The sequence below is a fragment of the Bacillus sp. FSL R5-0709 genome (assembly GCF_038004785.1).
GTDB lineage: Bacteria > Bacillota > Bacilli > Bacillales > Bacillaceae_G > Bacillus_A > Bacillus_A mycoides.
The window spans coordinates 148,076-173,380 of record NZ_JBBORT010000001.1 but is presented as its reverse complement, the minus strand read 5'-3'; the positions used below and the strand labels follow the sequence as shown (position 1 = coordinate 173,380).

The window sequence follows — 25,305 nt, the reverse complement described above, 5'->3', positions numbered from 1 at the left end:
CCCAAAATAATATCACCTCTTTTCCTACGAAATCTATATAATTTTTAATCTTTATTCGCTATATAGCGACATGTTTAATGAAGGTTTTAAATATGATGTAAATAACAACAACTCATTTCAGGAGGTCATTATGAAGGCGATCATTTGCACACAGTATGGACCACCTAACGTTCTTCAGCTTCAAAATATAGAGAAACCTACACCTAAAAAGAACGAAGTATTAATTAAAATTCACGCAACAAGTGTAACGACTGGAGATTGTAGAATACGCGGCTTTAATAGCCCCCTCTTATTTTGGATTCCTATGAGGATCATATTAGGTTTCAGAAAACCGAGAAAACCTGTACTCGGCGTAGAGTTATCCGGTGAAATCGAAGAAGTAGGAACAGATGTAACTCAATTTAAAAAAGGTGATCCAATTTTTGCATTAACAGAACTAAACCTCGGTGGTTATGCCGAGTACACATGCGTACATGAAAGTGGATTAATAACATTAAAACCTACCAATGTGACGTATGAAGAAGCGGCAGTTATTCCTTTTGGCGGAACTTCAGCATTACATTTCCTGAGAAAGGGCCGTATAAAAAAAGGGCAACAAGTGCTCATATATGGTGCCTCCGGATCAGTAGGAACAGCTGCTGTACAACTTGCTAAATATTTCGGCGCGACCGTTACGGCTGTTTGTAGTAATTCAAATTTTGAACTCGTGCAATCTTTAGGAGCTGATAAAGTAATTGATTATACGAAAGAAGATTTTACTAAGCAAGGCAAATGCTACGATATTATATTTGATGCAGTTGGGAAGTATAAACAATCCCTTTGTACAAATACATTAACACCCAATGGAAAATATGTATCTGTTAATGGAATGATGGCCAAGGTAAGTAAAGAGGATATGATTCTATTAAAAAAACTAGTCGAAACGGAAAAACTAAAGCCCGTTATTGATAGAACTTACCGATTAGAAGAAATTGCTGAAGCTCATATGTATGTGGAAAAGGGACATAAAAAAGGGAACGTTTCGATTACCTTAAAATAAAATATATTCAGAAAATAATATTGACAATTCTTTTTGTAAGATTTACTATTAGTACCATATTAAAAAACTACATACACATACTCTTATCAAGAGTGGCGGAGGGACTGGCCCGATGATGCCCGGCAACCGAGCTTATAACGTATAAGCTAAGGTGCTAATTCCTGCAGAACGATTTTCGTTTTGGAAGATAAGAGAGGAACCTATTTCGTCTATTCGGCACCTCTCTTATTTTTGAGAGGTGCTTTTTATTTTGGAACGTATATTAAGGGGGAATTATAGATGAAAAAGGTGTTATTAAGTATTGTAAGTGGAGCGGTATTATTGTTAGGTGCATGTGGTGCTAATTCTGATAAAGAGGTAAAAGCATTAGATGAGAAAAAGATTACTGTCGGCGTAACGGGTGGACCGCATGAACAAATTTTTGAAAAGGTAAAAGAAGTGGCAGCAAAAGATGGTCTCGAAATTGATGTAAAGGTATTTAATGATTATGTAGCGCCAAACGTATCTTTAGATGAAAAAAGCCTCGATGTAAATAGCTATCAAACTAAATCTTATTTAGACGTATTTAAAGCTGAACGCAACATGAAATTAACTGAAGTATTTTCCACAGTAACATTCCCTATGGGTGTATATTCTAAAAACTTAAAAGATGTAAAAGAATTAAAAGAGGGCGATGCAATCGCTGTCCCAAATGATCCAACAAATGAGCTTCGTGCTTTAAAGCTATTTGAAAAAGCAGGTGTTTTAAAGGTTGATCCAAAAGCTACAGAAAAAGCGACTGCAAAAGATGTAATTGAAAACCCGAAAAATTTAAAGATTGTTGAATTAGAGGCATCTCAATTACCAACACAGCTAAGTGAAGTAAAGGCAGCTGCAATTAATACAAACTTTGCATTAGGTGCAAAATTAAGCCCAGCGAAAGATTCTATTTTCCGCGAAGGAAAAGATTCACCATATGTGAATTGGGTCGTTGTTCGTACTGAAAATAAAGATGATGCTGTTGTTAATAAATTAAAGAAAGCTTATCAATCTAAAGAAGTAAAAGATTTCATTGAGAAAAAATTCGATGGTTCTGTTTTACCGTCTTGGTAGGAGCTGACTATAATGATTGAATTAAAAAACGTCTCCAAAGTATTTACAACAAAAAAAGGGAATGTTGAGGCTCTTAAATCAACTTCCCTTAAAGTAAAAAAGGGCGAAGTATTTGGAATCATCGGATATAGTGGCGCTGGTAAAAGTACATTAATCCGTTGTGTAAATTTATTAGAAAAACCAACGACAGGAGATATCATTATAAATGAACAAGAGTTAACAACCTTATCGACAAAAGAACTCGCAAAGGCGAGAAAAAAGATCGGCATGATTTTTCAAGGATTCAATTTACTTAAAACCGTTACCGTTTATGAAAATATCGCACTACCCTTACGTCTATCTGGTCTTCCCAAAAATGAAATTGAAAAAAGGGTAGAAAAGTATTTACGCATTGTTGATCTCTTTAATAAAAAAGATGCCTATCCAAGTGAATTATCTGGTGGTCAAAAACAACGTGTAGCGATCGCTCGCGCACTATCTCATGAGCCTGAAGTTTTATTAAGTGATGAAGCAACGAGCGCATTAGATCCGGAAACGACTGATTCTATTCTTGATTTATTATTAAAGATCAACGAAGAAATCGGAATTACGATTTTGCTAATTACACACGAAATGAATGTCATCCAGCGTATTTGTGACCAAGTTGCTGTAATGGAACATGGATCTGTCGTTGAAAGTGGAACAGTGAAGGACATTTTTACAAATCCACAACATGTAACAACGAAGAAATTTGTAAATAGCGCGTTTGCAGCTAAAATTCCAGAAGAGGTACAGAAAGAACTACAAAGCACCGGGGTAATCGTAACACTTTCATTTATAGGAACCGCTTCAGGAGAACCAGCGTTAGCTGTCGCTACAAAACGTTTCCACGTATATCCTAATATTTTATCAGGCAATATTACACAGTTAAAACATGAGGCATATGGAAAACTGATCGTTCATATGCAAGGTGAAAAAAGTGAAGTACACCGTGCCTTATCATTTTTACAAGAACAAGGGATCATCGTAGAAGGAGGTAGAACAGATTATGGGAAACAAGTCCTTTTTGGATGAGTGGGGTAACGTAATATGGGAAGCAACAATTCAAACATTTCAAATGACATCTATTTCACTACTTATCTCTATTCTTATTGCATTACCACTCGGTGTCACACTTGTTTTAACGAGACCTGGTGGACAGCGAGAAAATAAAATTATCTATCCTATTCTTAATACAGTTATTAATATCATTCGTTCTCTTCCGTTTATCATTCTATTATTCTTCATTTTACCTTTTACAAAGTTTCTAATGGGAACGTCCATTGGCGTGCAAGGTGTTATCGTACCACTTGTTGTCTTCACAGCCCCTTACATTGCCCGTTTAATGGAAACTGCTTTATTAGAAGTGGATCGCGGTGTCATTGAAGCATATCAAGCAATGGGAGTCTCTACTTTAAAAATCATTTGGCACGTTATGGTTAAAGAAGCTCGCCCGTCTCTCGTACTTGGATTAACAATCGCAACGATCGGCTTAATCGGTGCAACAGCAATGGCTGGACTTGTCGGTGCTGGCGGCCTTGGTGATTTAGCATATCGATTCGGACATTTACGCTACGAACCTGAAGTAATGTATGCAACCGTCTTTATTTTGATTATCCTCGTTCAAGGATTACAGTCTTTAGGGAATGGTGTTGCACGAAGATTGAAGAAAGATTAAAAAGAAGGTATCTCATTGAAATGAGATACCTTCTTTTTAATTATAAAATTATCTCTTAAATCCACCTTCTGAATGAATAACTTGCCCTGTAATCCATTCGGCTTCTTCGCTCACTAAAAACTTAATAAGCCTTGCTGCATCCTTTGGCTCACCAATTCTGCCGAAAGGAAACATCGGTCTTAATCCTTGCTTTATCTCCTCAGTCATCCATCCTGTACTAGTTGGACCTGGATTAATTGCATTCACTGTTATCCCTAAATGGGCCACTTCCGCTGACAACGTACTAGTAAGAGCGTCAATTGCTCCCTTCGTTGTTGCATACGCTAATTCTCCTGCCATAGGTCCTTTAAATTGTCCCGACGTCATATTCACAATTCTACCACCAGATTTCTTATCAAAACCTTGGGCAAATTGACTACTTAACAATGTAGTCGCACGAACATTTACCATGTAGTGCTTATCTAGTTCTTCAGCAGTCAAATTAGAGAAATCATTATTTGTAGAATATGCTGCATTATTAATTAATATATGAGGGTACCCTAATTGTTCAGTAACTTTATTTATAAGCTGATTTGATGCATCATTCTGAGTTAGATCTAACTCCATGCTCGATACTTTGACACCATTTTGTATCAACTTTTCTTTTAATTGTATTTGTTCATTTTTATCAACGCCCCAAGGCATCTCTTTATCGTATTCTGTCCAATACGTAAAAAATATATCGTATCCAGCCTCTGCTAACTCCGTGCAAATAGCTGCTCCTATACCGTCTAGACGACTTACACCTGTAACAACTGCTACTTTATTTTTTAATTGATTCATCATATACTCCTCCAAAGTTAAAGGACGCATATTTTATATAAGAGATATAAATTTCCCCACATAGGCATCTATCCTTACAAAAGGGATGTACAAAACAAATATGCATTCCTTGAATGATTTATAGGTAGCTAAATAAACCCTCACTTACGAGAGAAAAATTCATCTATCTAATTTCTAATCATTACAAGTTCATCCACATATCTATTCTTTGCCTCCTTTTGATATATCTCCATTATTAGTCTACCAAAATAGATGAAATGTTACAAACAATAAAACAATTACTCCTAACCTATTTTTGTTCACATTTCCTCCATTGTGAATTTATTCACAATGGATATATAATAAACATGTAAATACAATACATTGGAGGGATTTCAATGGTTATCAATTTTTTAAGAACTGATAAACGCGCTACTTTCATATTATTATTTTTACGACTTTACATAGGATATGCATGGCTTGCTGCTGGAATAGGAAAAGTTTTTGGACAATCTTTTGACGCAAGTGGTTTTCTAAAAGGAGCTATCGCTCAAGCATCAGGTGCCCATCCTGCAGTACAAGGTTGGTGGGCAGATTTTCTTCAACATTTTGTTCTTCCAAACGCAGACCTATTTAGCTTTTTAGTTCAATGGGGAGAAATTTTAGTAGGGCTAGGTTTGATTTTAGGTGGATTAACAAAAACAGCTGCATTTTTCGGCATCATAATGAACCTTTCATTTTTATTAAGCGGAACTGTTAGTGTAAACCCAAACCTGCTTATTTTAACTATGTTCATTTTAGTTGCAGGACAGAATGCTGGACGTATTGGATTAGATGGTTATGTTTTCCCAAAACTTTTCAAAAAAAATAACCGTGAAGCATATAAATTAAGTAAAACTGCATAAGAATAGTTCATCTTTTAAATATAAATAAGGAAAGAGCCTACATTCAGGCTCTTTTCTCATTTACACCAAAACATTTCACAGTTTGCCTTATCCGCAATGTTAAACTCAATCATATATAACCGAATAAATGTGTACGACTTTATTTCAAGCACCTAAAAAGCTTAAAGACTAAAACAAGCCATTATAAAACCCTAAATTCTTTCATACTTTCTCCAAGAATATAGTGTGAAAACCACATCAAATTCTGCTTCATAATAGCCACATTAATTCCTGGCTGGTCAGAACTATATGCCATTCCTTTAAAAATAATTAATTCTGTATTAACTTCCATATCCCTTAACCCTTGATATAGCTCATATGCATTGGAAGTTGGAATCCTTGCATCCTTTTCGCCATGTTGGATTAAGGTAGGCGTACAGGCTGATTTAATATATGTCATTGGCGATGTTTTTGTATATATATCTGGATCATTCCATGGAGTATTTCCTAAATGCATTCTAATAAAGTAAGGGATATCTGTATTTACATAATGGGTACTCCAGTTAGTAATTCCGCCCCCAACTGAAATAGCTTTAAATCTATTACTAAACGTAGAACAGAAGGCTGATATATATCCTCCGTTACTCCATCCCATAACTCCTACTCTATCTTTATCTACAATCCCTTGCTCAACTAGTTCATCCACTCCAGATATAACATCCTCGTAGTCAGCAATTCCCTGTTTTCTATAGTGGGCTTTTAAGAACTCATTACCATAGCCAGAACTTCCTCTATAGTTTGGCTCTAAAACTATAAAGCCTTTTTCGATAAACTGCTCAATCGGATATTTCTCATTAAAACAGTCTGAGAATATCGGAAAAGATGCCCAAGCTGGTCCACCATGGATTACTACTAATAAAGGATATTTTTTGTTGGCATCAAAATCTACTGGGGTTGATAAAACACCCTCTATTTCAAGACCATCACTACTTTGCCATGAGATTATTTCCCTGTTACTTTTCAGCTTCCCTTTAAAAAGGCTATTTTCATCCGTTATTTTTTTATCGTCTAAATAGATTTCAAAGGTTTCATTTGTTATAGCCTTACTATAGGATATATGATTTCCATCCCTTGTTATAGAAGCATCCATTATAAAGCCATCTACTTTGTCACCTAACATTTCCACAGTGCCATCCTCACATAGCAATCCAATACGATAGTTAGTTTTATCCTGCCATCTAATTAAAATCCCCTTATCTGTCCACTGTAATGGCATAACCGTACTATCAAAATTTGTTAGAGGCTGAATTACCTCTCCAGTATTCATATCATATATCTCTAATGTACTTTCTTGTATATGGTTTCTATAGTAATCCTTCTCTCTTATGCTTGCTGAGTAACATATTTTGCTGCCCTCAGGAGAAAAGCAAACGCTCCCGCCCAACAACTTATCTACATTCATCTTTTGTAGTTCCTCAGCTTCAACATCTAATATGTATAGATCACCATTCATATGATCGTTTAGGCTTGGTGTAGCCATAAATACAACCTTTGTCCCATCATTTGAAATATCAAAGTTATGTATATAAAAATCCTTACCATCCGTTAGTTGATAAACACCGCTAATCTCACGTTCCTCTTTATCATTTTGTATCCCTTTTTCTATTTCAATGTAATATAAACAATTATTCCGATGTTCCTTACCTGCATGTTGGAAGTCCCCATATAGCTCTTTACGTTTCTTTATTTCCTCACATTCTTTTGACTGTGCAACATAATAAAAACCTTTACCAGTAGGCTCCCATTTGAATGTACTGACCCCTTCTTTCTCATCAGTAATTTGTAACTCACTATAACCATCTATTGACTTAACAAAGATTTGATTTTTCTTATTATCTCCGTCACCAACTGGGCTAAGGTATGCGATATCCCTAGAATCTGGGGACCATAATGGGTGTATACTATCTATATCCCCAGTTGTTAATAGGTAACTCTGCTCCTTATCTTTTTCATATATCCATATATGATTCCTATATGTATTGTCTTTCCAGTTAGCTGTCTTCTTAACAAATGCTACGCCTTTGCCGTCATCACTTATATTTGCACCTGATAAGGTTGGTAATGAAATAATCTCTTCTATACTTAAATATGTTTTTTCTTTCACCTTCATTAATAACCCCCCTTGTAATGTCTAGTAATCTAATTTGTTCAATAAAGTGAAACTTTAATCAGTGTTTTTTTCCATCAACGAATATCTGAAATAACAACAGAAAATTCAGTTAAATAAAAGTAGTTCCGTCCCAAATCCGATAAAACCTCATGCTATCTGCCGGTTTTTATACTTTTTAAATCCCACTGACCGATCTAATGAGGGATCATCTTGAATTTCAAGACAAGGCTGATAATCTCTCCCACTGCCAGTTCCTTGCCCCTCTTTAATCCACTTATCGATTTTAGATATTCTTTTTTTCGACACAAAAATGCCCCTTTAGATAATCATATCCAAAGGGGCAAAGCTTCACAACTTTTTTATAAACGTCGTGACTTTATTTTAAATTTACAATAATCTAGTTACTCTACCAATCTCCTACTCAACAGTAACAGACTTAGCTAAGTTACGTGGCTTATCAACGTCACATTCGCGGTGAAGCGCTGCGTAGTATGAGATAAGTTGGAATGGAATAACTGCTACTAGCGGTGCTAGTGCTTCGTGTACAGCTGGTAATACGAAGCTGTCACCTTCCATTTCTAAGCCTTTCATTGAGATGATACATGGGTTAGCTCCGCGTGCTACTACTTCTTTCACGTTACCACGAATTCCAAGGTTTACGTGCTCTTGTGTAGCAAGTGCGATAACTGGTGTACCGTTTTCGATTAAGGCAATTGTACCGTGTTTTAATTCTCCTCCAGCAAATCCTTCTGCTTGGATGTAAGAGATTTCTTTTAGTTTTAACGCACCTTCTAAACCTACGAAGAAGTCTACGCTACGTCCGATGAAGAAGCAGTTACGCGTTGTTGCTAAAAATTGTTTTGCTAATGCGTCCATTTCTTCTTTTTGATCACAAAGTACTACCATTGCATTTGCTACAAGTCCTAATTCATGTGTTAAATCGAAATCAAGAACCTCACCTTTTGCTTTTGCAATGTCAGCCGCTAAGATTGAAAGTACTGCAAGCTGTGCTGTGTATGCTTTCGTCGATGCAACTGCGATTTCTGGTCCTGCATATAAAGGAAGTGTATAATCAGCTTCACGAGAAAGCGTAGAACCAGGTACGTTTGTAATTGTTAATGCTTTATGACCCATTTCATTTGTTTGCACAAGTACTGCACGGCTATCAGCTGTTTCACCACTTTGTGAAATATAAATGAAGAATGGTCTTTCTGTTAATAATGGCATGTTGTAAGAGAATTCACTTGCTACATGTACTTCAACTGGTACTTTCGCAAATTTCTCAATGAATTGCTTTCCAACAAGACCTGCATGATAACTTGTTCCACATGCAATGATGTAAATGCGATCGCTATCTAAAATTGCGTTACGGATATCTTGATCTAATTCAATTTCGCCATTTTCATCTTGGTACTTTTGAATAATATTACGGATTACAAGTGGTTGCTCGTCGATTTCTTTTAGCATGAAATGAGGATACGTTCCTTTTTCAATATCACTTGCGTCTAATTCCGCTGTAAACGGTGCACGTTCAATCGTTTCACCTTGTAAGTTTTTAATTGTAATGCTTTCTTTTGTTACGATTACCATTTCTTTATCCATTAACTCGATAAATTGATCTGTAACTTGCAACATCGCCATAGCGTCGCTTGCAATAACATTAAAGTTATCACCAGCACCTACTAATAGCGGGCTTTTGTTTTTAGCAACATAAATCATGTTTGGATTTTCAGCATCAAGTAGTCCGATTGCGTAAGAACCATGTAAAAGAGATAATGTTTGACGGAACGCGTCTTCTACACTTAGTCCTGTACTTACTTGTTGTTCCATAAGTTGCACGATAATTTCTGTATCTGTTTCACTTACGAACGTTACATCTTGTAAATATTCCTTTTTCACTAACTCATAGTTTTCAATTACACCGTTATGAACTAGTGTAAAGCGTTTTGATGTACTTTGATGCGGATGCGCGTTTAGTTTGCTTGGAACACCGTGTGTAGCCCAGCGTGTATGACCGATTCCCACGCTTGCTGCTACGTTCTCTTCTACGACTTCGCGAAGTTTTGCAATACGGCCTTTTTCTTTGTATACAACAACACCGTTCTCTGCTTGTACTGCAATACCTGCTGAATCATATCCGCGATATTCTAGCTTTTCTAAACCTTTTAATAAAATTTCCTTTGCATCTTGCTCTCCAATAAATCCTACGATTCCACACATGTTTAGTCGCCGTTACAAATGCTTACACTGCTCTGCGAACATGTAACGACATAGTCCGATACCATTTTTATTTATACTAAAAAACGGATTACATATTGCTAGCCCTGTAAGCTTGTAACGGCTTTCACCTTCCTCTCGATTGGGTTAAAGTCCGTATATACTTATACAGCTAGTATTCATCCGTTCCTCTTCTCTCATCACACTTTCACCTTTGTCCACTAAGTCACCTTAATGTTTTAAGTAAAAGATTGCGGTTGTGATGAACAACCGGGAGTCATCCGCCGAAATCTCGATAAACTCCACCTCGTCAACTACACTACTTGTAGTTCTGGCGCTTTTATAATTTACAATATTTCCTTTGAGAAAAAGAACAAGACCATCGTATAACAAACAATATAAATCGTCAATGAAATTTTTTTCATTATCTATAAAACATATGAAAAAGGAGCACTTCTTGTGCTCCTTTTAAAACAAATTTGGTAAATTATTCAGCTCCAACTTCCGCTTTCACAACTTCTACAATACGATGTACATACCCATCACAAATTTCTTGTGTCGGTGCTTCTGCCATTACACGAATAAGTGGTTCTGTTCCAGATGGACGAACAAGAATACGACCGTCTCCGTTCATTTCTTCCTCTACAACACGAATAATTTCTTTAATTTTCTCGTTTTCTAATGCTAGTTTTTTATCTGTTACACGAACGTTTACTAGTAATTGTGGGAATTTTGTCATCTCGCCTGCAAGCTCAGATAATGGCTTTTTCGTCATTTTCATGATGTTTACAAGTTGAAGTGCACTTAACATTCCATCACCAGTTGTAATGTAATCAAGTAAGATAATATGACCTGATTGTTCTCCGCCCAGGTTATATCCACCACGTTTCATCTCTTCCATTACGTAGCGATCACCAACTGCTGTTTTATCACTTGTAATATTGTTTGCTTCAAGCGCTTTGTAGAAACCTAAGTTACTCATAACTGTTGAAACAACTGTATTATGTTTCAATTGACCAGTTTCTTTCATATACTTCGCGCAAATAAACATAATTTGATCGCCATCAACGATGTTTCCTTTTTCGTCTACTGCGATTAAACGGTCTCCGTCACCATCAAAAGCAAGACCAATGTCAGCACCTTTTTCTTTTACTAATTCAGCTAACACTTCTGGATGCGTAGAACCTACTCCAGCGTTAATATTCATACCGTTCGGTGAAGTTCCCATTGTTGAAATATCAGCTTCTAAATCTGCAAATAAATATGGAGCTAAAGAAGATGTAGCACCATGTGCACAATCTAAAGCAATATGTAAACCAGAGAAATCTTCCTCTACAGTTTGTTTAATGTATTGTAAATATTTTTGTCCACCTTCAAAGTAATCACTCACTTGTCCAAGGTTAGTACCTGTTGGACGTGGTAGCTCATCAACTTCTTTGTCTAATAACGCTTCAATTTCTGCTTCTTGCTCATCTGTTAATTTAAATCCATCTGAACCGAAGAACTTAATTCCATTATCTTGTACTGGGTTATGAGATGCAGAGATCATAACACCTGCTTGCGCCCCTAAAGCTTTTGTTAAATAAGCCACACCTGGTGTAGAAATAACACCAAGGCGCATTACTTCCGCTCCAGTTGATAATAGGCCTGCTACTAAAGCTCCTTCTAGCATATGTCCAGATACACGTGTATCACGGCCAATAATTACTTTTGGACGATCTGTATCTTTTGTTAATACATAGCCGCCAAAACGTCCTATTTTAAAAGCTAATTCAGGTGTTAATTCCTTATTTGCAACCCCGCGTACTCCGTCTGTACCAAAATATTTACCCATTATTATTCGCTCCTTTTTCGTGCTCTTTTTGATTATCTACTGTTGGTTCTTGGCTCGTTTCTTGGCCATTTTCTTTGTCTTTTTCTTTTTCTTTGTCTTTTTCTTTTTCTTTTTCCTGATCCTTTTCTGGATTAGGTTCAGGATTTTTTGGTTTTTCAGTTTGATTTTCTTGATTGTTTTTTGAATCTGGTTGTTCAATATTACCCTGTACTTCTTTATCCGGCTTTTCTTTCTTCACAATTGTGACTTTAGCACTTTTTTGTTTTGCTTCTATCGAAATATTACCAGGACCACTCACTTGAATAGAAACATCTGTCGTCCCCGGAGATACATTTTGCAGATTAATCGCCGCTGTTATTTGAGCAGCTGTTATTTTATCTACTATACTTGCTTCTCCTGAAATATCAACGCTTATCTTTCCATCTTGTGGCGAAAGTAGCTGCGCAGTAACATCATTCGGAATTCCACTTTTTTGAATCGGGATACCATCAATAGTTTTACTTTTCGTTTGTTTTACCTTTTGTACCCCTACGGAAACCTTCACTTGATTTGGTTTTGCACTTGTTACACCTTTTGGCAATAAAACAGAGGCATCGAATGTTGTAGAATCCGTCAATTGACTAAAATCTACCTCGACCCCCTCTATAGATTGTATATTATCCAAAATGTCTTTTGGACCTGCTATCGTTACTTCTCTCGGCTCAACGCTAATATTTGTAACAGTCAATCCTTCTGGCAAACTCCCCTTTTTCGTATACGTCACAGGAACAGTTTTTTCAGTATTATTGGCCGTAGCTTGCGTCGCCACATTCAATGTTACACTAATTTTAGATGGACTCGTTCTTACATTTAAACGTTTTCCTTCTTTATTGTATAATGTAACTTCGGGTGTTTTTGTAACAGTTTTATTAACACCTTTTAAATCAATATACGCCTTAGCAGATGAAATACTTTCGATTTCTTCTTTCGTCCCAACTACCTCAACAGTATCAGGTTTAATGTTTGATTTTTCGAGAGTAGCACCCGCTGGCATCTGATCCTCATTTGATAATTTTAAGTCTACATGAACATATTTTCTCGCTTTTTCATGAAGAGTAACTTTGATTGTTGCTGGTTGGACTGTTCCTTTCACATCATCTGGAAGCCCATTCGCTTTTAAAGAAACTTCATAAGTTCCTTTTTGACTATCTCGCAAATCAACTGATATATCAAATTGTTTTTTTGCTTTTGCTGTAGCAACTGCTGATTTTGGACCTTCCAACTTCACCTTAACTCCACCTGATGGAATACCACTTACAATATATTTCTCTTCATCATACTTCAGGGTAATAGGATAATCAGTTAATGTTTCTTTCGTTTCATTTACGAAAGGTAATATACTCGATGTCGTATTTTTTTCAGTTAAAGTTGCTGACATGAAAAGCATACACGCCAATAGTAATGAGATTCCTTTTAAAAACCAATGATTCTCCATTAACTTATCCATGACGCTTTCTCCTCCAATTCCATAAAGACGAAGAAGTCGTTTTTTCGTTCCCACTAAATTCTGCTAACAACATGTCCTTCAGCTGTTCTGTCTTCAAATCACGATGTAACTTACCGTTTTTCGTTAAAGAAATTTGGCCTGTTTCTTCCGACACAACTACTGTAATACTATCAGTGACTTCACTAACTCCCATTGCAGCGCGATGCCTAGTTCCTAACTCCTTAGAAATAAATGGGCTTTCTGATAACGGAAGGTAACATGCTGCTGCTTTAATTGTACTTCCCTGCATAATTACTGCTCCATCATGAAGAGGGGTATTAGGGATAAAAATATTAATGAGTAATTCCGATGATACATTTGCATTTAGCGGAATACCCGTTTCTACATAATCATCCATCCCAGTCTCTTTTGACAAAGTAATTAGTGCACCAATTCTACGTTTTCCCATATATTCCGTTGCTTTAGCTATCGCTGTTGCAACAATTTCAGGTTCATCTTCCCCCTGATTTCCCACACGCGAAAATAAGCTACCCCGTCCTAGCTGCTCAAGTGCTCTTCTCAATTCTGGCTGGAAGATAATAATAACGGCTAAAAATCCCCACGTTAATACTTGTTCCGTTAGCCAATATAGCGTATGCAATTCAAGTAAAATACTAATCATCCGGACGACAATAATAACTGTAATACCTTTTAAAAGTTGCACAGCCTTCGTGCCCCGAATTATAAGAATTAGCTTATATATAATAAACCATACAACAGCAATATCTAATGCCGTACTAAGATATTTCAAAATGGTCGTATCTTCAAAAGGCATGCTAACCCTTCCTCCTACTTACGAGCAATTCTATCCATATATTGAAATATTATTTTATGCTCTATCTGTATGTATTTCCAACAACTAGTTAATTATACCATACATGAACCAAACGACAATTACAAACGCCCCCCTTTAGCTTAAATTGGTAAGATGTCAAACTTTCTTATCCTACAGTATAATATAAGTCATTATTATACGCCTATTTTCAAATAAAAAAAGCAACTTCTCAGTTGCTTTTCTTACATTTATTTTAGTTTTTCACCGAACAAAGAACCCATTAAAGCAACCGCTGTTGTTGCTGTTCTGTTTCTCTCATCTAAAATCGTATTTACTTCAACAAATTCAGCAGATGTAACAATATCAGCTTCTGCTAACATCTCCATCGCTAAGTGGCTTTCACGATAAGATAGACCACCAATTACAGGTGTTCCAACTCCTGGTGCGTCATGAGGATCAAGCCCATCTAAATCTAATGATAAATGAACACCGTCAGTATGAGATAAATACGCAATTGTTTCTTCCATAACAGCCGTCATACCCATACGATCAATTTCATGCATTGAGAATACTTTAATGCCTTCTTCACGAATAAAGTCCTTTTCTCCTTCATCTAATGCACGTGCACCTATAATTACAACGTTCTCTTTTTTTACTTTCGGGTATGCCCCGTATAAATCTACAAGTGAAGAATGTCCATAACCTAAACTTGCAGCAAGTGACATACCGTGAATATTTCCAGATGGTGATGTTTCTTCTGTATTTAAATCACCGTGTGCATCATACCAAATAACACCTAAATTTTTATAATGTTTCGCCACACCAGCTAGCGTACCGATAGCAATACTATGATCACCGCCTAATACAAGTGGAAAACGACCTTCTTCTATAATATGATCAACCTTAGTCGCTAGTTCATTACATACAGTTGCAACTTGAGTAAGGTTTCGTAACTTTGTATTTTCATCTACTTCTTTTTCTCTCTCTATACATATATCTCCCATATCTTTTACGTCATATCCAATTTGTTCAATTCTTTCAACTACCCCTGCATAACGGATCGCGCTTGGTCCCATATCAACCCCGCGACGCATCTGTCCTAAATCCATTGGAACTCCAATAACTGAGATTTCTTTTTTCATAGATAGTATCCCCCTTTTATGCCTTCACTAAATATTTTAAATCTTTTATATAGTCTGACTCAACTCGACATTTTTCTGCATGGATATACATTTTATTCACTTATATTTACGTTGGACTCCCGATTTTTAAACTATTCTATGTATAAAGTTAACTTAATGAACCAACTAACTTTTCTATCAGCTAATATTTTTATCCGTGCCTTTCTCCATCAATACCTAGAATTACACAAAACATCCTCAAATAACTGAATTTAAAAAACACTTCTACACTTAGAAGCGTTTTTCTGATGCTAGTTTCCACACTGCTGCAATATTTCTCGCTGTCATTTCTATATTCTCTTCTGCCCTTTTATATGCCTCTTCTAATGTCATTGGACTTGCTGTAATACTAAATACTGCATCAATTCCCTTTTCATAAACAATTGTATAGTTCGGAGATACAGATCCACCAATAGCAATTACAGGAATATGACGGCATTTCGCCCGCTTCGCGACACCAACAGGAGCTTTTCCATAAGCTGTTTGTTCATCTATCCTTCCCTCACCAGTTACAATAAGATCGGCACCCTCTATACACTTATCAAAATTTGTATAATCTAATACAATTTCAATCCCTTTTCTTAGCTGTCCCTTTAGTACTGCAACGACAGCGGCTCCCATTCCTCCAGCTGCCCCTGCACCAGGTATTAGGGACACATCAAAAGATACGTACTGTTTAAGTATATTAGCATAATGTTTTAAATTCCCGTCTAGCTCTTTCATCATCTCTACATTCGCACCCTTTTGTCTCCCAAATACAAAAGACGCTCCCTTTGGTCCAACTAATGGATTGTCGACATCACATGCTGCTTCTAGCTTTATATCCTTCAAACGTGTATCCATACGAGAAAGGTTAAGAGCAGTAATCAAATGTAATGTTCCTCCAGAGGGCTCAATTACTTCACCTTTCCTATTAATAAACTCTACGCCTAAAGCAGACAACATACCTGCCCCACCATCATTTGTAGCACTTCCTCCAAGCCCTAAAATAATGTGTTTAGCTCCTTGATCTAATGCATGTAATATCAGTTCACCTGTCCCTTTTGTCGTTGTAATAAGTGGGTTTCTCTTTTCAATTGGAACGTGTTGTAATCCTGATGCTGCCGCCATTTCAATAAATGCTGTCTCCTTATCCTTAGACATTCCATAATAGGCTTGCACACTCTCCCCAAGCGGCCCTGTCACATTAAGTGATATAATTCCCCCCATTGTAGCACCAACAAGAGATTCGACCGTTCCTTCACCTCCATCTCCAATTGGTACTTTAACGTACTCTGCTTTAGGAAAAACTGCTGCAAAACCCCTTTCAATAGCTTCACATACCTCTATAGCTTTCAGGCTTTCTTTATATGAATCCGATGCAATGACAACTTTCATAATTATCCCCCCTTATTCAATCCCTTTTTTTCATTTTAAACGATATACGGAAAAGTTTCCTTTTTGAGTGGAATTTAAACACAAAAAAAGCTTACATCATTTGATGTAAGCTTTTCCTATTTATATGGAGCCTAGCGGGATCGAACCGCTGACCTCCTGCGTGCAAGGCAGGCGCTCTCCCAGCTGAGCTAAGGCCCCTTAGTAATTAAGCGGAAGACGGGATTCGAACCCGCGACCCCAACCTTGGCAAGGTTGTATTCTACCACTGAACTACTTCCGCGAAAATGGTGAGCCATGAAGGATTCGAACCTTCGACCCTCTGATTAAAAGTCAGATGCTCTACCAACTGAGCTAATGGCTCGTAAATGGCTGGGCTAGCTGGATTCGAACCAGCGCATGACGGAGTCAAAGTCCGTTGCCTTACCGCTTGGCTATAGCCCATTAATATTTACTAGTATGGTTATCTTTTCAAAAAAATAAACCCTCTCAGGTTATTTTAAAGAAAATGGTGGAGGGGGGCAGATTCGAACTGCCGAACCCAAAGGAGCGGATTTACAGTCCGCCGCGTTTAGCCACTTCGCTACCCCTCCGACATTTAAAAATATATGGTGGAGGATGACGGGATCGAACCGCCGACCCCCTGCTTGTAAGGCAGGTGCTCTCCCAGCTGAGCTAATCCTCCAAAAGTGGTGACCCGTACGGGATTCGAACCCGTGTTACCGCCGTGAAAGGGCGGTGTCTTAACCACTTGACCAACGGGCCAAAAAAAAACAAAACTTTTCCCAAGCTTCCAACCGGGCTTGAACCGGTGACCTCTTCCTTACCATGGAAGTACTCTACCAGCTGAGCTATGGAAGCATAATGGCTCCGCAGGTAGGAATCGAACCTACGACCGATCGGTTAACAGCCGATAGCTCTACCGCTGAGCTACTGCGGAATAATATAAGCCTGGCAACGTCCTACTCTCACAGGGACAAGGTCCCAACTACCATCGGCGCTAGAGAGCTTAACTTCCGTGTTCGGTATGGGAACGGGTGTGACCTCTCTGCCATCATTACCAGACTTTTAACATTATACACATTCTTTTGAGAATGTCAAAAGGAATTTTAAATATATATTCCTTCAAAACTAGATAACATTAGCTTCATATTATATGGTTAAGTCCTCGATCTATTAGTATTCGTCAGCTCCACATGTCACCATGCTTCCACCTCGAACCTATCAACCTGATCATCTTTCAGGGATCTTACTAGCTTACGCTATGGGAAATCTCATCTTGAGGGGGGCTTCATGCTTAGATGCTTTCAGCACTTATCCCTTCCGCACATAGCTACCCAGCTATGCCCTTGGCAGAACAACTGGTACACCAGCGGTGCGTCCATCCCGGTCCTCTCGTACTAAGGACAGCTCCTCTCAAATTTCCTGCGCCCACGACGGATAGGGACCGAACTGTCTCACGACGTTCTGAACCCAGCTCGCGTACCGCTTTAATGGGCGAACAGCCCAACCCTTGGGACCGACTACAGCCCCAGGATGCGATGAGCCGACATCGAGGTGCCAAACCTCCCCGTCGATGTGGACTCTTGGGGGAGATAAGCCTGTTATCCCCGGGGTAGCTTTTATCCGTTGAGCGATGGCCCTTCCATGCGGAACCACCGGATCACTAAGCCCGACTTTCGTCCCTGCTCGACTTGTAGGTCTCGCAGTCAAGCTCCCTTATGCCTTTGCACTCTACGAATGATTTCCAACCATTCTGAGGGAACCTTTGGGCGCCTCCGTTACACTTTAGGAGGCGACCGCCCCAGTCAAACTGCCCACCTGACACTGTCTCCCGGGTCGATAAGACCCGTAGGTTAGAATTTCAATACAGTCAGGGCGGTATCCCACCAGCGCCTCCACCGAAGCTAGCGCTCCGGTTTCAATGGCTCCCGCCTATCCTGTACAAACTGTACCAAAATTCAATATCAGGCTACAGTAAAGCTCCACGGGGTCTTTCCGTCCTGTCGCGGGTAACCTGCATCTTCACAGGTACTATAATTTCACCGAGTCTCTGGTTGAGACAGTGCCCAAATCGTTACACCTTTCGTGCGGGTCGGAACTTACCCGACAAGGAATTTCGCTACCTTAGGACCGTTATAGTTACGGCCGCCGTTTACTGGGGCTTCAGTTCAGAGCTTCGCTTACGCTAACCCCTCTCCTTAACCTTCCAGCACCGGGCAGGTGTCAGCCCCTATACTTCGCCTTACGGCTTCGCAGAGACCTGTGTTTTTGCTAAACAGTCGCTTGGGCCTATTCACTGCGGCTTTCCGTTAAGAAAGCACCCCTTCTCCCGAAGTTACGGGGTCATTTTGCCGAGTTCCTTAACCAGAGTTCTCTCGCACACCTTAGGATTCTCTCCTCGCCTACCTGTGTCGGTTTGCGGTACAGGCACCTTTTATCTCGCTAGAAGCTTTTCTTGGCAGCGGGGAATCAAAGACTTCGCTCCATAAGGAGCTTCCCCATCACAGCTCAGCCTTCACGATAAGCGGATTTGCCTACTTATCAGCCTAACTGCTTGGACGTGCACAACCAATCGCACGCTTCTTCTATCCTTCTGCGTCCCTCCATTGCTCAAACGATAAAGAGGTGGTACAGGAATATCAACCTGTTGTCCATCGCCTACGCCTGTCGGCCTCGGCTTAGGTCCTGACTAACCCTGAGCGGACGAGCCTTCCTCAGGAAACCTTAGGCATTCGGTGGACGGGATTCTCACCCGTCTTTCGCTACTCATACCGGCATTCTCACTTCTAAGCGCTCCACCAGTCCTTCCGGTCTGACTTCACTGCACTTAGAACGCTCCCCTACCACTGATACCATTGGTATCAATTCGCAGCTTCGGTGGTGTATTTAGCCCCGGTACATTTTCGGCGCAGAGTCACTCGACTAGTGAGCTATTACGCACTCTTTAAATGGTGGCTGCTTCTGAGCCAACATCCTAGTTGTCTAAGCAACTCCACATCCTTTTCCACTTAATACACACTTTGGGACCTTAGCTGGCGATCTGGGCTGTTTCCCTCTTGACTACGGATCTTATCACTCGCAGTCTGACTCCTAAGGATAAGTCATTGGCATTCGGAGTTTGACTGAATTCGGTAATCCGATGAGGACCCCTAGTTCAATCAGTGCTCTACCTCCAAGACTCTTACACTTAAGGCTAGCCCTAAAGCTATTTCGGGGAGAACCAGCTATCTCCAGGTTCGATTGGAATTTCTCCGCTACCCACACCTCATCCCCGCACTTTTCAACGTGCGTGGGTTCGGGCCTCCATTCAGTGTTACCTGAACTTCACCCTGGACATGGGTAGATCACCTGGTTTCGGGTCTACGACCACGTACTAAACGCCCTATTCAGACTCGCTTTCGCTGCGGCTCCGCCTCTTCAGCTTAACCTTGCACGGGATCGTAACTCGCCGGTTCATTCTACAAAAGGCACGCCATCACCCATTAACGGGCTCTGACTATTTGTAGGCACACGGTTTCAGGATCTCTTTCACTCCCCTTCCGGGGTGCTTTTCACCTTTCCCTCACGGTACTGGTTCACTATCGATCACTAGGGAGTATTTAGCCTTGGGAGATGGTCCTCCCAGATTCCGACGGAATTTCACGTGTTCCGCCGTACTCAGGATACATTCAAGAGAGAACGAAGTTTCGACTACGGGGTTATTACCCTCTGTGACGGACCTTTCCAGGTCGCTTCGTCTACCTCGTTCCTTTGTAACTCCGTATAGAATGTCCTACAACCCCAAGAGGCAAGCCTCTTGGTTTGGGCTAGATTCCGTTTCGCTCGCCGCTACTCAGGAAATCGCATTTGCTTTCTCTTCCTCCAGGTACTTAGATGTTTCAGTTCCCTGGGTCTGTCTTCCATACCCTATGTATTCAGGTAAGGATACCATACCATTACGTATAGTGGGTTTCCCCATTCGGAAATCTTCGGATCAAAGCTTACTTACAGCTCCCCGAAGCATATCGGCGTTAGTCCCGTCCTTCATCGACTCCTAGTGTCAAGGCATCCACCGTGCGCCCTTTCTAACTTAACCAAACTAAAATTAAAAAAATATGAGCTACACTGTTATCTAGTTTTCAAAGAACATACATTTAAACTTGAGAGATAGTTCTCTCAAAACTGAACGAAACAAAACAAGTCAACGTTTATTGATGAACTGCGTTCATCAATTCTCCATAGAAAGGAGGTGATCCAGCCGCACCTTCCGATACGGCTACCTTGTTACGACTTCACCCCAATCATCTGTCCCACCTTAGGCGGCTGGCTCCATAAAGGTTACCCCACCGACTTCGGGTGTTACAAACTCTCGTGGTGTGACGGGCGGTGTGTACAAGGCCCGGGAACGTATTCACCGCGGCATGCTGATCCGCGATTACTAGCGATTCCAGCTTCATGTAGGCGAGTTGCAGCCTACAATCCGAACTGAGAACGGTTTTATGAGATTAGCTCCACCTCGCGGTCTTGCAGCTCTTTGTACCGTCCATTGTAGCACGTGTGTAGCCCAGGTCATAAGGGGCATGATGATTTGACGTCATCCCCACCTTCCTCCGGTTTGTCACCGGCAGTCACCTTAGAGTGCCCAACTTAATGATGGCAACTAAGATCAAGGGTTGCGCTCGTTGCGGGACTTAACCCAACATCTCACGACACGAGCTGACGACAACCATGCACCACCTGTCACTCTGCTCCCGAAGGAGAAGCTCTATCTCTAGAGTTTTCAGAGGATGTCAAGACCTGGTAAGGTTCTTCGCGTTGCTTCGAATTAAACCACATGCTCCACCGCTTGTGCGGGCCCCCGTCAATTCCTTTGAGTTTCAGCCTTGCGGCCGTACTCCCCAGGCGGAGTGCTTAATGCGTTAACTTCAGCACTAAAGGGCGGAAACCCTCTAACACTTAGCACTCATCGTTTACGGCGTGGACTACCAGGGTATCTAATCCTGTTTGCTCCCCACGCTTTCGCGCCTCAGTGTCAGTTACAGACCAGAAAGTCGCCTTCGCCACTGGTGTTCCTCCATATCTCTACGCATTTCACCGCTACACATGGAATTCCACTTTCCTCTTCTGCACTCAAGTCTCCCAGTTTCCAATGACCCTCCACGGTTGAGCCGTGGGCTTTCACATCAGACTTAAGAAACCACCTGCGCGCGCTTTACGCCCAATAATTCCGGATAACGCTTGCCACCTACGTATTACCGCGGCTGCTGGCACGTAGTTAGCCGTGGCTTTCTGGTTAGGTACCGTCAAGGTGCCAGCTTATTCAACTAGCACTTGTTCTTCCCTAACAACAGAGTTTTACGACCCGAAAGCCTTCATCACTCACGCGGCGTTGCTCCGTCAGACTTTCGTCCATTGCGGAAGATTCCCTACTGCTGCCTCCCGTAGGAGTCTGGGCCGTGTCTCAGTCCCAGTGTGGCCGATCACCCTCTCAGGTCGGCTACGCATCGTCGCCTTGGTGAGCCGTTACCTCACCAACTAGCTAATGCGACGCGGGTCCATCCATAAGTGACAGCCGAAGCCGCCTTTCAATTTCGAACTATGCAGTTCAAAATATTATCCGGTATTAGCCCCGGTTTCCCGGAGTTATCCCAGTCTTATGGGTAGGTTACCCACGTGTTACTCACCCGTCCGCCGCTAACTTCATAAGAGCAAGCTCTTAATCCATTCGCTCGACTTGCATGTATTAGGCACGCCGCCAGCGTTCATCCTGAGCCAGGATCAAACTCTCCAATAAAGTTAGTTTGTCTAGCATCTAAAAATAAAAATTGACGTTCACGTTGTTTGTTTCGTTCAGTTTTCAAAGAACTACTTAGTCGCTCATTTGCGACTTCCTTATGTTAACATCTTCATTTTTCGATGTCAACTAAGTTTTTTAATTTCTTTTTTGTCGTTTTCTGCGTTTCTGCATCAGCGACGTTTATTAATTTATCATATCCTTACTCTTAGCGTCAACACTTTTTAATAAAAAATTCTTTTTCTTACATAACGAATACATTCTTCCCTATTAGCAACTCTCCGAAATAAACAAAAAATGATTTTATACCTTTCTTCCATCGCCTTTTTTACAACGCTATGTATACGCTCATCTTCAAAATCAAATAAAAGTTCCTCTAACTCTCTCTTCAGTATGTATTCAATTTCTTTTTTCTCTTCCTTCGTCAACATAATCCCAAGCAAATTATCACCCCAATAACTCCTTACGTGTACCGATAAACGCCCACTCATTTTCAATTATCAATACTGTATCATCAAAAAACAAAATTCTATCACTCATTATATCCACCACTTACGATATTAATCCCTTGTTCTCTTTTTTTAATTTAAAGCATATATGTAACTGAAAAGGATTGGACAAAGGGGCGTAATATTATGTTTTTCTTTTTTATTACGAGTAAAAGAACATTTAAACACATTAGCTTAATAATCGTACTTTCCTTATTTACAGCATGGCTACTCTTTTTAAAAACATATTCACATGAATCTGCTTTTTCAACTGCTACTGGCCCTAAAGTGATTTACAAAGGGGACACTGCAAAAAAACAAGTTGCATTCACGTTTGACATTAGTTGGGGGGACAAAAAAGCTATTCCAATCCTTAATACACTCAAAGAAAGAGAAATTAAGAATGCAACCTTCTTTCTCTCTGCTGCATGGGCTGAAAGACACCCTGATATTGTCGAACGCATCATGAAAGATGGACATGAGATTGGTAGTATGGGCTATAATTACACATCCTACACTTCACTAGAAGCAAATGAAATACGACGAGATCTTTTGCGGGCACAAGATGTTTTTACGAAACTTGGCGTAAAACAAGTCAAGCTATTACGTCCACCTAGTGGCGATTTTAACAAAACAACTCTTAAAATAGCGGAATCACTCGGATACACCATCGTTCATTGGAGTAACAATTCAAATGACTGGAAAAATCCCGGCGTAAATAAAATCATTTCCACAGTCTCTAGCAATTTAAAGGGTGGAGATATCGTCTTATTACATGCTTCTGATTCTGCCCTTCAAACAAATAAGGCTTTACCATTACTCTTACAAAAATTAAAGAGCGACGGATATGAACAAACATCTGTATCACAACTTATTTCCAACACAAGTACAAAAAGTGAAGATATTAAGTAGTTCCTTTCTACACGGTTCTTCACACATAAAAAGCTCTGCTATCTTTTGTTAAGATAGCAGAGCTTTTTTATCCTAGCATTTACAGACGATAAGAATCTGGATAATTAAAAATCCACTCTCCTCATTAAGCTGACTTACTCTTTTGTCCAATTAAACGATGCAATACAAGTAACTGATATGAATTACATAATAAAAGTGGTATCACCATTAAATATAACCAATCAGTATCATTAATCCGGAGCGCTGGTACCCATTCAAGAATTGTTACAACAACCATAAAGAACAGAGCGGGAACGAATGCTTTTTTATTCGTTTCTTTACTCTTTATATAAGCGACAATTGCCCCAAACACAAATAACATCCCAGCAACAAGTATGTTATTCCCTAATGAAACTTCCCCATTCGCAACAAGTACTGACCTTAAATAAACGAAATCAAACAATACGAACGCAATAAAGAACAGTTGCACTGTATTCCATAAAGAAGATGACCGAAACATCCCTAATCCAAAACGATGGATCGTTAAATACGCAAAGAACCCCATTTGACTTATAACACTAAAAATAAATCCTACGCCCATCAACCAAAAGGAAATTGCTAAAATCTCTTTTCCGTCGAAATTTTGAAAAAATTTAGCGTACTTGTCCCACTCTAAAACAAAACCAATAAAGACTGTGCTAATCCCACCAAGAAACAACGTCGTAAAAAATAGTCGTACCCACTTGCGGCTATTCACAACACATCCCCCATTATTCTTATATTTCTAATTAAATTGTAACAATGACAATTTCAAAAAGCTAGCCATGTTAATGTATAAATTCCTTAAAGAGATTTATATTAAAAAAAGAGAACTTTGCTGAAAGGAGCTCCAACTTATGAAACGGATGCTGCTCGTTTTGATTTCTTCTTTTCTATTTATAGCACTAGCGGCATGTGCACAAGAAAAAGAAGCAAAATCCGAACTTGATTATGATCAAACAAAAAAAATGATTGTTGATATTTTAAAAACCGATCAAGGAAAAAAAGCGATCCAAGATGTATTAACTGATGAAAAAATGAAACAAGCACTCATACTAGATGAAACAGTAGTAAAGAAAACGATTGAAGATGCACTGGTATCTGAAAAAGGGCAACAATTCTGGGAAAAGCTCTTTAAAGACCCTGAGTTCTCATCGAAATTTGCTAAAAGTATGGGAAAAGAACAAACAAACTTAATGAAAACTTTACTAAAAGATCCTGAATACCAATCAGGTGTTATAGAGATTATGAAAAATCCTGAAGTAGAGAAAATTATGTTACAAACAATGAAGAGTAAAGAATATCGTCAATATTTACAGCAAGTACTAACTGAAACTGCCGAAAGTCCTCTCTTCCAAGCTAAGATGATTGACATCATTAGTAAAGGTGTACAAAAAGCCGAAAAAGGTGGGTCTGATAAGAAAGGCGCAGGTGGTGAAGGCGGTTCTCAAGATGGGAACAAAGAACAATAATAAAAATTATAGAACTGAGTGGACAATGTATATATTGTCCACTCATTACTA

Annotated in this window: 17 protein-coding genes, 9 tRNA genes, 3 rRNA genes, 1 pseudogene and 1 riboswitch; of the genes and pseudogenes, 7 read left to right on the top strand and 23 right to left on the bottom strand. The window is 39.5% G+C overall.

Going from position 1 to position 25,305, the window contains the following annotated elements; genetic code table 11:
- Window positions 1-130: 130 nt before the first annotated feature.
- From MKX37_RS01010 to MKX37_RS00995, 4 genes are all read left to right on the top strand, one after another.
- Complete coding sequence (locus MKX37_RS01010; RefSeq protein WP_033733702.1) at window positions 131-1,039, top strand: NAD(P)-dependent alcohol dehydrogenase; 909 nt, start codon at window positions 131-133, stop codon at window positions 1,037-1,039.
- Between the two features lie 80 nt (window positions 1,040-1,119).
- Window positions 1,120-1,233: riboswitch (SAM riboswitch) on the top strand.
- An 85-nt stretch (window positions 1,234-1,318) separates the two neighbouring features.
- Window positions 1,319-2,131: a MetQ/NlpA family ABC transporter substrate-binding protein gene (locus MKX37_RS01005; RefSeq protein WP_078422257.1), complete on the top strand. Its 813-nt coding sequence runs from the start codon at window positions 1,319-1,321 to the stop codon at window positions 2,129-2,131.
- Window positions 2,132-2,143: 12 nt separating this feature from the next.
- The gene (locus MKX37_RS01000) at window positions 2,144-3,184 is read left to right on the top strand and encodes a methionine ABC transporter ATP-binding protein (RefSeq protein ID WP_003186912.1); all 1,041 of its coding nucleotides are present in this window, start codon (window positions 2,144-2,146) and stop codon (window positions 3,182-3,184) included.
- Window positions 3,159-3,827 (top strand): methionine ABC transporter permease, encoded by a 669-nt coding sequence (locus MKX37_RS00995; RefSeq protein WP_002124718.1) that lies wholly within the window; start codon window positions 3,159-3,161, stop codon window positions 3,825-3,827. The genes MKX37_RS01000 and MKX37_RS00995 overlap by 26 nt, the downstream gene beginning before the upstream one ends.
- 48 nt (window positions 3,828-3,875) lie before the next feature.
- Here the strand turns inward: MKX37_RS00995 and MKX37_RS00990 are convergent, their stop codons facing one another.
- On the bottom strand, window positions 3,876-4,652 hold the full coding sequence (locus MKX37_RS00990; RefSeq protein ID WP_002124715.1) for an SDR family oxidoreductase: 777 nt from the start codon (window positions 4,650-4,652) through the stop codon (window positions 3,876-3,878).
- A gap of 374 nt (window positions 4,653-5,026) precedes the next feature.
- Between MKX37_RS00990 and MKX37_RS00985 the strand changes: the two genes are divergently transcribed.
- Window positions 5,027-5,533, top strand: coding sequence for a DoxX family membrane protein (locus MKX37_RS00985; protein ID WP_002124713.1), 507 nt, complete (start codon window positions 5,027-5,029; stop codon window positions 5,531-5,533).
- A gap of 181 nt (window positions 5,534-5,714) precedes the next feature.
- Here MKX37_RS00985 and MKX37_RS00980 read toward each other — a convergent pair whose 3' ends face one another.
- The 21 genes and pseudogenes from MKX37_RS00980 to MKX37_RS00875 all read right to left on the bottom strand — a co-directional run bounded on the left by MKX37_RS00980 (window position 5,715) and on the right by MKX37_RS00875 (window position 22,807).
- Entirely contained in the window at window positions 5,715-7,682 is a 1,968-nt protein-coding gene (locus tag MKX37_RS00980) for a S9 family peptidase (RefSeq protein ID WP_078203954.1), read from the bottom strand.
- 417 nt (window positions 7,683-8,099) lie between these two features.
- A complete protein-coding gene (glmS, locus tag MKX37_RS00970) occupies window positions 8,100-9,902 on the bottom strand; it encodes a glutamine--fructose-6-phosphate transaminase (isomerizing) (protein ID WP_002091471.1) in 1,803 nt (600 codons plus the stop codon).
- A gap of 12 nt (window positions 9,903-9,914) precedes the next feature.
- Window positions 9,915-10,100, bottom strand: a pseudogene (locus MKX37_RS00965) (hypothetical protein).
- 286 nt (window positions 10,101-10,386) lie between these two features.
- The gene (gene glmM, locus MKX37_RS00960; RefSeq protein ID WP_002029377.1) at window positions 10,387-11,733 is read right to left on the bottom strand and encodes a phosphoglucosamine mutase; all 1,347 of its coding nucleotides are present in this window, start codon (window positions 11,731-11,733) and stop codon (window positions 10,387-10,389) included.
- Window positions 11,726-13,219: a CdaR family protein gene (locus MKX37_RS00955; protein ID WP_002187537.1), complete on the bottom strand. Its 1,494-nt coding sequence runs from the start codon at window positions 13,217-13,219 to the stop codon at window positions 11,726-11,728. The genes glmM and MKX37_RS00955 overlap by 8 nt, the downstream gene beginning before the upstream one ends.
- Complete coding sequence (gene cdaA / locus MKX37_RS00950) at window positions 13,212-14,033, bottom strand: diadenylate cyclase CdaA (protein ID WP_002124707.1); 822 nt, start codon at window positions 14,031-14,033, stop codon at window positions 13,212-13,214. Before cdaA ends, MKX37_RS00955 begins: the two co-directional genes overlap by 8 nt.
- Window positions 14,034-14,281: 248 nt before the next feature.
- A complete protein-coding gene (gene rocF / locus MKX37_RS00945) occupies window positions 14,282-15,175 on the bottom strand; it encodes an arginase (protein WP_002029355.1) in 894 nt (297 codons plus the stop codon).
- A gap of 270 nt (window positions 15,176-15,445) precedes the next feature.
- Entirely contained in the window at window positions 15,446-16,591 is a 1,146-nt protein-coding gene (locus tag MKX37_RS00940; protein WP_002124706.1) for a glycerate kinase, read from the bottom strand.
- Between the two features lie 125 nt (window positions 16,592-16,716).
- A tRNA-Ala gene (locus tag MKX37_RS00935) sits at window positions 16,717-16,789 on the bottom strand.
- A gap of 10 nt (window positions 16,790-16,799) precedes the next feature.
- Window positions 16,800-16,871 (bottom strand) — tRNA-Gly (locus tag MKX37_RS00930).
- Between the two features lie 5 nt (window positions 16,872-16,876).
- Window positions 16,877-16,952 (bottom strand) — tRNA-Lys (locus MKX37_RS00925).
- A gap of 5 nt (window positions 16,953-16,957) precedes the next feature.
- Window positions 16,958-17,032: transfer RNA gene (locus MKX37_RS00920), tRNA-Gln, on the bottom strand.
- 65 nt (window positions 17,033-17,097) lie between these two features.
- Window positions 17,098-17,181: transfer RNA gene (locus MKX37_RS00915), tRNA-Tyr, on the bottom strand.
- 16 nt (window positions 17,182-17,197) lie between these two features.
- A tRNA-Val gene (locus MKX37_RS00910) sits at window positions 17,198-17,273 on the bottom strand.
- A 5-nt stretch (window positions 17,274-17,278) separates the two neighbouring features.
- A tRNA-Glu gene (locus MKX37_RS00905) sits at window positions 17,279-17,353 on the bottom strand.
- Window positions 17,354-17,376: 23 nt separating this feature from the next.
- Window positions 17,377-17,449: transfer RNA gene (locus tag MKX37_RS00900), tRNA-Thr, on the bottom strand.
- Between the two features lie 4 nt (window positions 17,450-17,453).
- A tRNA-Asn gene (locus tag MKX37_RS00895) sits at window positions 17,454-17,528 on the bottom strand.
- Window positions 17,529-17,537: 9 nt separating this feature from the next.
- Window positions 17,538-17,653, bottom strand: a 5S ribosomal RNA gene (rrf, locus tag MKX37_RS00890).
- Window positions 17,654-17,744: 91 nt separating this feature from the next.
- A 23S ribosomal RNA gene (locus MKX37_RS00885) occupies window positions 17,745-20,666 on the bottom strand.
- 146 nt (window positions 20,667-20,812) lie between these two features.
- A 16S ribosomal RNA gene (locus tag MKX37_RS00880) occupies window positions 20,813-22,364 on the bottom strand.
- Together the 16S, 23S and 5S rRNA genes with 9 tRNA genes alongside form the textbook arrangement of a ribosomal RNA operon.
- 224 nt (window positions 22,365-22,588) lie before the next feature.
- Complete coding sequence (locus tag MKX37_RS00875; protein ID WP_033708173.1) at window positions 22,589-22,807, bottom strand: hypothetical protein; 219 nt, start codon at window positions 22,805-22,807, stop codon at window positions 22,589-22,591.
- A 192-nt stretch (window positions 22,808-22,999) separates the two neighbouring features.
- Here MKX37_RS00875 and pdaB point away from each other — a divergent pair, with 192 nt between their 5' ends.
- A complete protein-coding gene (pdaB, locus tag MKX37_RS00870) occupies window positions 23,000-23,764 on the top strand; it encodes a polysaccharide deacetylase family sporulation protein PdaB (RefSeq protein WP_002091556.1) in 765 nt (254 codons plus the stop codon).
- Window positions 23,765-23,888: 124 nt separating this feature from the next.
- Here the strand turns inward: pdaB and kbaA are convergent, their stop codons facing one another.
- Entirely contained in the window at window positions 23,889-24,500 is a 612-nt protein-coding gene (gene kbaA, locus MKX37_RS00865) for a KinB signaling pathway activation protein KbaA (protein ID WP_002124701.1), read from the bottom strand.
- Window positions 24,501-24,639: 139 nt separating this feature from the next.
- Here kbaA and gerD point away from each other — a divergent pair, with 139 nt between their 5' ends.
- Window positions 24,640-25,254 (top strand): spore germination lipoprotein GerD, encoded by a 615-nt coding sequence (gene gerD / locus MKX37_RS00860; protein WP_002009716.1) that lies wholly within the window; start codon window positions 24,640-24,642, stop codon window positions 25,252-25,254.
- Window positions 25,255-25,305: the final 51 nt, after the last annotated feature.